The sequence below is a fragment of the Halolamina salina genome, assembly GCF_042678005.1.
Taxonomy (GTDB): Archaea; Halobacteriota; Halobacteria; order Halobacteriales; family Haloferacaceae; genus Halolamina; species Halolamina salina.
The window spans coordinates 1-8607 of sequence record NZ_JBHUDH010000176.1 but is presented as its reverse complement, the minus strand read 5'-3'; the positions used below and the strand labels follow the sequence as shown (position 1 = coordinate 8607).

General features: G+C 69.9%; 12 protein-coding genes. 7 read left to right on the top strand and 5 right to left on the bottom strand.

The window, feature by feature from the left end:
- Window positions 1–208 precede the first annotated feature (208 nt).
- Entirely contained in the window at window positions 209–1021 is an 813-nt protein-coding gene (locus tag ACFR9S_RS13470) for a shikimate dehydrogenase (RefSeq protein WP_379818878.1), read from the bottom strand.
- Between the two features lie 93 nt (window positions 1022–1114).
- Between ACFR9S_RS13470 and ACFR9S_RS13465 the strand changes: the two genes are divergently transcribed.
- The 4 genes from ACFR9S_RS13465 to ACFR9S_RS13450 all read left to right on the top strand — a co-directional run bounded on the left by ACFR9S_RS13465 (window position 1115) and on the right by ACFR9S_RS13450 (window position 4406).
- Window positions 1115–2452 carry a D-aminoacyl-tRNA deacylase gene (locus ACFR9S_RS13465; RefSeq protein WP_379818877.1) on the top strand — a complete coding sequence of 446 codons (1338 nt, stop codon included), beginning with the start codon at window positions 1115–1117 and terminating at the stop codon, window positions 2450–2452.
- A 73-nt stretch (window positions 2453–2525) separates the two neighbouring features.
- On the top strand, window positions 2526–3677 hold the full coding sequence (gene ftsZ / locus ACFR9S_RS13460; protein ID WP_379731688.1) for a cell division protein FtsZ: 1152 nt from the start codon (window positions 2526–2528) through the stop codon (window positions 3675–3677).
- A gap of 105 nt (window positions 3678–3782) precedes the next feature.
- On the top strand, window positions 3783–3968 hold the full coding sequence (locus ACFR9S_RS13455; protein WP_053947553.1) for a protein translocase SEC61 complex subunit gamma: 186 nt from the start codon (window positions 3783–3785) through the stop codon (window positions 3966–3968).
- Window positions 3969–4406, top strand: coding sequence for a transcription elongation factor Spt5 (locus ACFR9S_RS13450; protein ID WP_049980982.1), 438 nt, complete (start codon window positions 3969–3971; stop codon window positions 4404–4406). It abuts the gene before it with no gap.
- Between the two features lie 43 nt (window positions 4407–4449).
- Here the strand turns inward: ACFR9S_RS13450 and ACFR9S_RS13445 are convergent, their stop codons facing one another.
- Window positions 4450–4749: a DUF7565 family protein gene (locus tag ACFR9S_RS13445; protein WP_379731689.1), complete on the bottom strand. Its 300-nt coding sequence runs from the start codon at window positions 4747–4749 to the stop codon at window positions 4450–4452.
- A 123-nt stretch (window positions 4750–4872) separates the two neighbouring features.
- Between ACFR9S_RS13445 and ACFR9S_RS13440 the strand changes: the two genes are divergently transcribed.
- Window positions 4873–5607 carry a PHP-associated domain-containing protein gene (locus ACFR9S_RS13440; protein ID WP_379731693.1) on the top strand — a complete coding sequence of 245 codons (735 nt, stop codon included), beginning with the start codon at window positions 4873–4875 and terminating at the stop codon, window positions 5605–5607.
- Here the strand turns inward: ACFR9S_RS13440 and ACFR9S_RS13435 are convergent.
- The 3 genes from ACFR9S_RS13435 to ACFR9S_RS13425 form a co-directional block, all read right to left on the bottom strand.
- Window positions 5604–6101: a metal-dependent hydrolase gene (locus tag ACFR9S_RS13435; RefSeq protein WP_379731690.1), complete on the bottom strand. Its 498-nt coding sequence runs from the start codon at window positions 6099–6101 to the stop codon at window positions 5604–5606. The two genes, ACFR9S_RS13440 and ACFR9S_RS13435, sit on opposite strands and share 4 nt — an antisense overlap.
- A 130-nt stretch (window positions 6102–6231) precedes the next feature.
- Window positions 6232–6756: a CinA family protein gene (locus ACFR9S_RS13430; RefSeq protein ID WP_379731692.1), complete on the bottom strand. Its 525-nt coding sequence runs from the start codon at window positions 6754–6756 to the stop codon at window positions 6232–6234.
- Between the two features lie 72 nt (window positions 6757–6828).
- Window positions 6829–7962, bottom strand: coding sequence for a tubulin/FtsZ family protein (locus ACFR9S_RS13425; protein WP_379818876.1), 1134 nt, complete (start codon window positions 7960–7962; stop codon window positions 6829–6831).
- 84 nt (window positions 7963–8046) lie between these two features.
- Between ACFR9S_RS13425 and ACFR9S_RS13420 the strand changes: the two genes are divergently transcribed.
- Both ACFR9S_RS13420 and ACFR9S_RS16235 read left to right on the top strand, forming a co-directional pair.
- On the top strand, window positions 8047–8517 hold the full coding sequence (locus tag ACFR9S_RS13420; protein ID WP_379818875.1) for a DUF7310 family coiled-coil domain-containing protein: 471 nt from the start codon (window positions 8047–8049) through the stop codon (window positions 8515–8517).
- Window positions 8490–8607: DUF7311 family protein (locus ACFR9S_RS16235; protein ID WP_459077210.1), on the top strand; the 118-nt coding region annotated here is incomplete at its 3' end. The genes ACFR9S_RS13420 and ACFR9S_RS16235, both read left to right, overlap by 28 nt.

Below are 8607 nucleotides of genomic sequence, written 5' to 3'. Positions count from 1 at the left end.
GCCTCGCTCTCGGCGTCGGCGTCGGAGCGGTCCTGCACCGTCACGTCGCGCTCGGACCGGCCGTCGCCCTCGTCGGCACCCAGCCCGAGGAGCCGTTTGATCTTCCGGAGTACCATGCTGTCGGCGAAAATGACCCGCGATGGTAAAAAGCCAGCGTCGCCCTCGGCCGGTTCACCCCGGCAAACGCCCCGTCGAGCCGAAACGTGCCTCAGAGCCGATCCCGGAGCGCCTCGTTCATCGCCGCCACCGGCGCGTCGACCCCGGTCCACCGCTCGAACGCGGCGACGCCCTGGAACAACAGCATCCACGCGCCGTCGACGGTCTCGGCGCCCGCGGCGTCGGCGTCCCGCAGGAGCTTGGTCCGGAGCGGGGAGTACACCGCGTCGAGTACCGCCAGATCCTCGTGAAGCACGTCCGCGGGGACGGGCGACGTGTCGGGATCGTCCATCCCGACGCTGGTCGCGTTGACGAGGATGTCGGCGTCGGGAACGTGCTCCTCGAGCGCCGCCAGTCCGCCGGCGTCGACGCCGAGCCCGGAGAAATCGTCCGCGAGCGCCTCGGCGCGCTCGAGCGTTCGGTTTGCGACGAACGTGTCGGCCCCGGCGTCGGCCAGCGCGTAGGTGGCCGCCCGGCCCGCGCCGCCCGCCCCGACGACGACCGCGGACTGCCCCTCGATCGCCACGTCGTGGTGCTCGAACGCGCGAACGACGCCCTCGACGTCCGTGTTGTGTCCCTCGGGAGCGCCGTCGCCGCCGAACGTGATCGTGTTCACGGCACCCACCGCCTCACCGGTCGGGGTCGGATCGACGTGCGGGAGCACGTCCCGTTTGAACGGAACGGTGACGTTGAGGCCGGCGACGCCGATCGCGTCGGCGCCGGCGACGGCCTCGTTGATCCGGTCGGGATCCGGTTCGAGCGTGACGTACCGCGCGTCCAGCGAGCGCGCCTCGTAGCCGGCCTCGTGCATCGGCGGCGAGAGCGAGTGTTCGACCGGCCGCCCGATCAGCCCGTAGACGTCCATGGTCGCCGTGGGCGAGCACGGGAGAAAAAGCCCGCGCCCGCGGCGGGGCCGGAGCCGACGGCTACTTTGCCGGCGGGGTCGGACGCCGAACCGATGACTATCGGGATCGTCGTGTCGCGGGCCGACCACGCCTCGATCCACATCGGGGAGCAGCTGCTCGCGCAGGGGGACTGGACCGAACACGAGGACGAGGAGCGGGCGGACGCCGACGGCGGCGGGACGTACTACCGGGACGGCCCGTTCGAGCTTCGGGAGTTCGACGAGCTCCACATCGGGCTGGGCGACCCCGCGCCGGCGTTCAGCGAGGACCCCCGCCTGCTGGTGTTCGTCTCCCGGCACTCCGGCGAGACGGGCGCGCTGCTGACGGGCCACTTCACGGGGAACTTCGGCGAGGCGGAGTACGGCGGGGGCGAGGGCGAACTCGCGGAAGCGGCGCCGAGCGCGCTCTCGGCGTACGTCGAGGCGCTCGCCGCCCACGCCCCCGAGGGGTACGACGTGGCGATCGAGGGGACCCACCACGGGCCGACCGCGATCGACACGCCGTCGATGTTCGCGGAGCTCGGGAGCGGCGAGGAGCAGTGGGACGACCCCGAGGGCGCCCGCGCGGTCGCGCAAGCGGTGCTCTCGCTGCGCGGGGTAGCGGCCCACCGCGACCGACAGATCGTCGGCGTCGGCGGCGGGCACTACGCCCCGCGGTTCGGTCGCGTGCTGCGCGAGACGCCGTGGGCGGTCGGCCACATTGCCAGCGACTGGCAGTTGGAAGAACTGGGCCACCCGCGAGACGAGGACGCCCGGGCGGTGCTCGAACAGGCGTTCGAGCGCAGCGGCGCCACCCACGCGCTGTTCGACGGCGACCACCCCGAGGTCGCCGATGCGATCGAGGATCTCGGCTACCGGATCGTGAGCGAGACGTGGCTCCGAACCGTCGGCGACCGACCGCTGGCGCTGGTCCGGGCGCTCGAATCCACGGTCGCGACAGTCGACGAGGGGCTTCGGTTCGGCGCCAACGTCCCCGACGATCCGGAGGACTGGAAGACGGTGAGCCTGCCCGACGAGCTACTTGCGACCGCCCAGAACGTCGACGGCGAGGCGACGCGTGACGCGGTCCGGGAGTCGACCGTCGCCTTCGACACGATCGAGAGCGGGACGCGGGCCAACGGCGAGGCGGCGGTGCCCGACGCCGACGCCTACGACGAACTGATCGACGACCTCGCGGCGATCCTGCGGGAGGCGTACGAGGAGGTGGCCGTCGACGACGACGCCGTCGTCGCCCGAGAGGAGGCGTTCGACCCCGAGAAGGCCCAAAAGCTCGGCGTGCCGGAGGGACCGAAGATGGGGATGCTCTCCGGCGGGGAGTCTGTCGAGGTCGACGGCGAGGTGATCCCCCCGTCGGCGGTGCTGAGTCGGCGGGAGGAGGAGTTCCCGATCTGAGCGGTGTCGGTGGTGGCGAGAATCGCCGGAGAGGGAGAAAGGTCAATAGGCTCCGCCTAATACTCAGGGTCAAATGGACTCTATCGTAGAAGAGGCGATCGACGAGGCCGAGGGCGAGGGCGGCGAGGAGCCCGACGCCGCGGCCGAGCAGGAGACCACCTCGGAGACCGGCGGGGAGACGCCGTCGTCGGGGAAGATGACCGACGAGCAGCTACAGGAGGTCCTGCAGGACCTCAAGACCAACATCACGGTGGTCGGCTGTGGCGGCGCCGGCGGTAACACCGTCAACCGGATGCACGAGGAGGGGATCCACGGCGCGAAGCTGGTCGCCGCGAACACCGACGTCCAGCACCTCGTCTCCATCGAGGCCGACACGAAGATCCTGATGGGCAAGGAGAAGACCCAGGGTCGGGGCGCGGGCTCGCTCCCGCAGGTCGGCGAGGAGGCCGCCATCGAGTCCCAGGAGGAGATCAAGGAGTCGATCGCCGGCTCGGACATGGTGTTCGTCACCGCCGGACTCGGCGGCGGCACCGGGACCGGCTCGGCGCCGGTCGTCGCCAAGGCCGCACAGGCCGCCGGCGCGCTGACCATCTCGATCGTCACGACTCCATTCACCGCGGAGGGTGAAGTCCGCCGGACCAACGCCGAGGCCGGCCTCGAACGGCTCCGGGACGTCTCCGACACCGTGATCGTCGTCCCGAACGATCGCCTCCTCGACGCGGTGGGCAAACTGCCCGTCAAGCAGGCGTTCAAGGTGTCCGACGAGGTGCTGATGCGCTCGGTGAAGGGGATCACCGAACTGATCACCAAGCCCGGGCTGGTCAACCTCGACTTCGCCGACGTTCGCACCGTGATGGAGAAAGGCGGCGTCGCGATGATCGGGCTGGGCGAGTCCGACACCGACGACAAGGCCGAGGACTCCGTACAGTCTGCCTTGCGGTCGCCGCTGTTGGACGTGGACATCTCCGGCGCCAACTCCGCGCTGGTCAACGTCACCGGCGGCTCGGACATGTCCATCGGCGAGGCCGAGGGCGTCGTCGAGGAGATCTACGACCGGATCGACCCCGACGCGCGCATCATCTGGGGCACCTCCGTCGACGAGGAGATCGAGGGCCGGATGCGGACGATGATCGTCGTGACCGGGGTCGAGTCCCCCCAGATCTACGGCGGCGGCGAGGCCGCCCAGCGCGGCCCCTCGCCCGACCAACTGCAGGACGTGAACTGATCGCCTCGGCTCTTTTTCGTCGCCGTCACCGGCCGTAGCGACGGTCGCGCCGGCGAAAGCGTATTCAATAGATAGAAAAGGCGTCGGGCTGAACCACACGACAAGATGGACGTCAAATACGACCTCTCGGAGTACGTGCGCGTGCTCAAGCTCGCGAGCACTCCCGAGTGGGAGGAGTTCTCGATGGTCGCCAAGATCTCCGGCGCCGGCATCTTCCTGATCGGCTTCCTCGGGTTCCTGATGTTCGCGATCATGAGCTTCGTTCCGGGCGCGGTCCCGGGTGGTGCGTAGATGCCGATCTACGCCGTCAAGACCACCGCGAGCCAGGAGGAGACCGTCGCGGACATGATCGCCTCGAAGGAGATGCCCGAGATCCACGCCGTGCTGGCGCCGGACTCGCTGACCTCCTACGTGATGGTCGAGGCCGAGGACGACTCGATCATCGAGCGCGTGCTCGACGAGATCCCCCACGCCAACGGGATCGTACCGGGCACGTCGTCGATGACCGAGGTCGAACACTTCCTCTCGCCGACCCCCGACGTGGAGGGGATCGCCGAGGGCGACATCGTCGAACTGATCGCCGGCCCGTTCAAGGGCGAGAAGGCGCAGGTCCAGCGCATCGACGAGGGGAAGGACCAGGTGACGGTCGAACTGTACGAGGCGACCGTCCCGATTCCGGTCACGGTGCGTGGCGACCAGATCCGCGTGCTGGACAGCGAGGAGCGGTAGTTCCTCGTCGATAGTCGACCTTTTTCCGAGAAAACCGTCCCGACTACCCCGAGTTACCGTTGAGTTCGTCGACGACGCTCTGGAGATCCGCGTTCTCCTCGATGGTCTCCTTGATCCCCTCACGCACACGCACGTCGCTCCCGTCGGCGTCGTAGGCGCGGACGTACTCCGCGCGGGTGTGCTCGTCGAACGCGTGGCGGATCGCGAAGTACCCCTCGGGGACGATAGTCCCGCACACCTTACACTCGTGGCGCTGGTGTTCGGTCGTCTGGTGGACGATCACGGCCTCGGGACCGTCGAACTCGCGGCCACAGCCGGCGATCCCGCAGTTCCAGCGGCTCATACGCGGTTCATCGGGGTGGGGGCGTCAAAAGGGTTCTCCCCGACGCCCGGCCTCGAACACGGAGGCTATTTGGGCGACGACCGACTGCGGTGGAACGTGACTACGGCGCCGACGCGGGTGGACATGCACGTCAAGACGCTCGACGGGCGGGTCGTCGAGCGGGCGAAAGCCCGGGGGATCGACGTGCTGGTGTACGCACCCCACTTCACGCGACTGCCGGCGATCCGCGAGCAGGCCGAGCGACATAGCGACGACGAACTGCTGATCGTACCCGCCCGGGAGATCTTCACGGGGAACTGGCAGAACCGCCGCCACCTGCTCGCCGTGGGACTGTCGTCGCCGGTGCCGGACTTCGTCTCCTTCGAGGGGGCGCTCTCCGAACTCGCCGATCAGGGCGCCGCGCTGTGTGTCCCCCATCCGACGCTTCTGAACGTCAGTCTCGGCCGGCCGGAGATCCGCGCCTACGCCGACCACATCGACGCCGTCGAGAGCTACAACGCCAAATCCCTCCCCCACGTCAACGAGCGGGCCAAACGGGTCGCCGAGGAGGCCGGGCTACCCACGTTCGGCTCGTCGTATGCCCACCTCCGGGGGACCGTCGGCGAGGCGTGGACCGAGTTCGACGCCGCCATCGACAGCGAGGCCGACCTCGTGCAGGCGCTGGTCTCCGGCGCCGACCGACAGGTGGTCCACCGCTCGGGCCCGCGCCACCGCGTCCGGAACCTCGCGGAGTTCGCCCACCTGGGCTACGAGAACTCCTGGGGGAAGATCGACCGCCTGTTCCTCTCGGGCACCGAACCTACCCACCCCAACCACATCGCGTACGACGGGCGGTTCGACGACGTGTCCGTCTACTAAGCGCCGATCGTCACGAGGCCGCTCAGCTCCAGCCCCGGCGGGAGGTACTGGGGCAGCAGGTGGACGAACGCCGCGAACACGGCGACCTCGAGCAGCGTGACGACGATCGTGACCACGTCGGCGTACTTGCTGGTGGTCGTCACCCCCGTCGGCGAGCCGAACTCCTCGCTCCAGAACGGGTAGAACAGCGCGATACCCCGCCTACTCCCCAGCATGTCGAGCACGTAGTGGCTCAGGACCCCCGCCCAGACGAAGCCGAGGTTGCCGAAGAAGTAGGGGTACGCCAGCGCGATCCCGAGGACCGGGAGGTTGTGCAGCGTCTTGCGGTGCTTGCCGAACGCGGTGTCCACGTCGGGAAACAGCGCACCCAACACCAGCGGCAGCGACACCTCCGCGATCGCGACGAACGTCGACACGTCACCCGACGGCTCGAGGACGTAGCCGACGCCGATCGCCAGCAGGAGGGCGTTGAGCACGTGACCTTTCTTGTCCATACTCGTGTGCGTGGCCGGCGCCCCGCAAAGCGTTTCGGTCGGCCAACGGCACGCGTCGGCGGTTCGGCGGCTCAGAACTCGGCGGTCCGTTCGTTGTGGTACGTCGAGTCGGGACAGGCGCGACCAACTGTTAGGGTTCCGACAGGTCCCCCGCGTCTTCCAGCAGCAGCGCCAGCGCCTCCCGCGCGATCTGCTCTTTGATCTCGGTCCGATCGCCGTCGAACACGTGCCGGGAGACCTCCGTGTAGGAGCCGCCGGTGCCCCAGTCGGCGGCGTACGAGCGGCCGATGAACACCGTCCCGACGGGCTTCTCCTCGCTGCCGCCCTCGGGGCCGGCGATCCCGGTGGTCGAAAGTCCGAACGTCGTCCCCGCGGTGTCACGAACCCCGGCGGCCATCTGCTCGGCGACGGGCGCCGAGACGGCGCCGTGGTCGTCGAGGCTCTCCCGGGAGACGGCCAGCTCTTGGAGTTTGGCGTCGTAGGAGTAGGTCACGACCGACCGGTCGAAGTAGTCCGAGGAGCCGGGCACGTCGGTCAGGAGCGACCCGATCAGCCCGCCCGTGCAGGACTCGGCGACGGCGACCGTCGCGTCGGTCTCCCGGAGGGCGTCGCCGATGCGTTCCTCGACCGGCGGGTCGGCAGCGTACTCGCGCATGCCCGACGCTGGGGGCGCCGGGAGGAAATAGGCGGCGGGGGTCGGGAAGGAGGATCGGCGGCGCGGCGGCGGTCAGAGCAGGTCGTCGAGCTCGTCGTTCTGGAACGTCTCGGCGGCGTCGCGCTTGCGCTGGCCCTCGGTTCGGTCGTGGGACTCGGCCTGCGCGTCGGCCGCGCGATCCATGAACTCCTGGATCCGATCGGAGCGCTCGACGCCGCTCAACAGGACGAGCGACGAGATCCGGTCGCTGTCGAGCGGGTAGTCGCCGCCGCGGACCTCCATGCTGCCGGTCTCCTCCTCCACCCACGAGCGGGCGCGTTCGACGCCCTTCCGGGAGAGCGAGTCGGGGCGGCCGGCGACGACCAGCAGCGCGGCGTCGGCCTCGCTCGCCCCCGGCAGGCTGGTGCCGCTGAGCAGCGCCTTCCGGGTCGTGCTGGTGACGACGTTGACGTTCTCGTCGGGCTCCTCGCTGGCCTCGGACTCGGCGTAGCCCACTGCCGCGAGCCCGCCCGAGCGGAGGGTGTTGATCACCTCGCTGGTATCGACGACGCTCTGGGCCACGTCGCGGTCGATCCCGCCGCCGCCCAGCCCGAGCGAGCGGTCCTCGACGGGCTCGCCCGCGGCGAGCAGGAGGCCGATCCGGCGGGCGATGCTCTCGTTGATCGCCGCCATCCCTTCGGCGACGCTGTCGCCCGTCTCCCGCCAGGCGTCGTTGTCGATCAGGATCGTCGCGTCGGCCTCGCGGGCGAGCGTCTTGAGCGACCGGCCCGCGTTGGCCTGGTAGAGCGACCCCTCGTCGCGGCCCGGGAGGATGCCGATGGCGTAGACGGGGGTGTCGTACACGCGGCTCAGCTCCTTCGCGAGGACGGGTGCGCCGCCGGACCCGGTGCCGCCGCCGAGTCCGGCGATCACGAAGATCGCCTCGGTGTCGGAGCCGATCTTGCCGCTCAGCTCGCTCATCACCTCCTCGGCGTCGTTCGCCATCACCTCGGCGCCGAGTTCGTTGTCGGCGCCGACGCCGTGGCCCTTCACCACGTCCTGCCCGATCAACACCGTGTCCAGCGGGAGGCCCTGGAGGTCGGCTTTCGCGCTGTTGACGGCGAGGGCGTCCCGGACCGCGCGGAACCCCATCTCGTCGTCGAACTCGGCCAGCGCCGTCGCCACCTTCCCGCCCGCCTGACCGACGCCAACGAGGACCGTCTTCATGGGTACCCGTTCGCTCCGATCCGCCTTAAGGTTCCCCGCCGGCCGACCCCGGCCCTTATCACCGATCGGGCGACCACCCCGCCCATGCCCGACAGCGACGCGGAACTGGAACGGCGGCTCGCGGCCGTCGAACGCGCGGTCGACGGGGAACGGCGTGGCCCGGCGGTAAGCGACGCCGACGCCGCGGCGCTCGAGTCACGGATCGAGACGCTCGAGTCCAGAGTCGACGAGCTCGACGCGGCGGTACAGTCGGTCAGAGGGTTCCTCGGCGGCGTCTCCGCGGTGAACGAGTCGGTCGAGCGGCGCGCCGACACCGCCGTCGCCGCGGTCGAACGGCTGGAGCGACGCCTCGACGAACGGGACGATGCCCCCGACGGCCGGGGAGATGGCGCGGAGCCAACGGGGGTACCAGCGACGGTCGCCGAGGGGAGCATAGACGAGAACGACAGTGCAGAGAAGACCGATACCGAGGGCACGAGCGACGCCGAAAACGGGAGTGACACCGACGAATCGGCCGAGTCAGGACTGTGCGAGCGGCTCCGGGAGCTTCGGTGATCCGGGCACTGCTCGCGGTCTCGCTCGCGGCCGCGCTGCTCGCTGCCTCGCTTCCGGCGGTCGAGTCCGCGGCGGCCGACCGGACGGCGG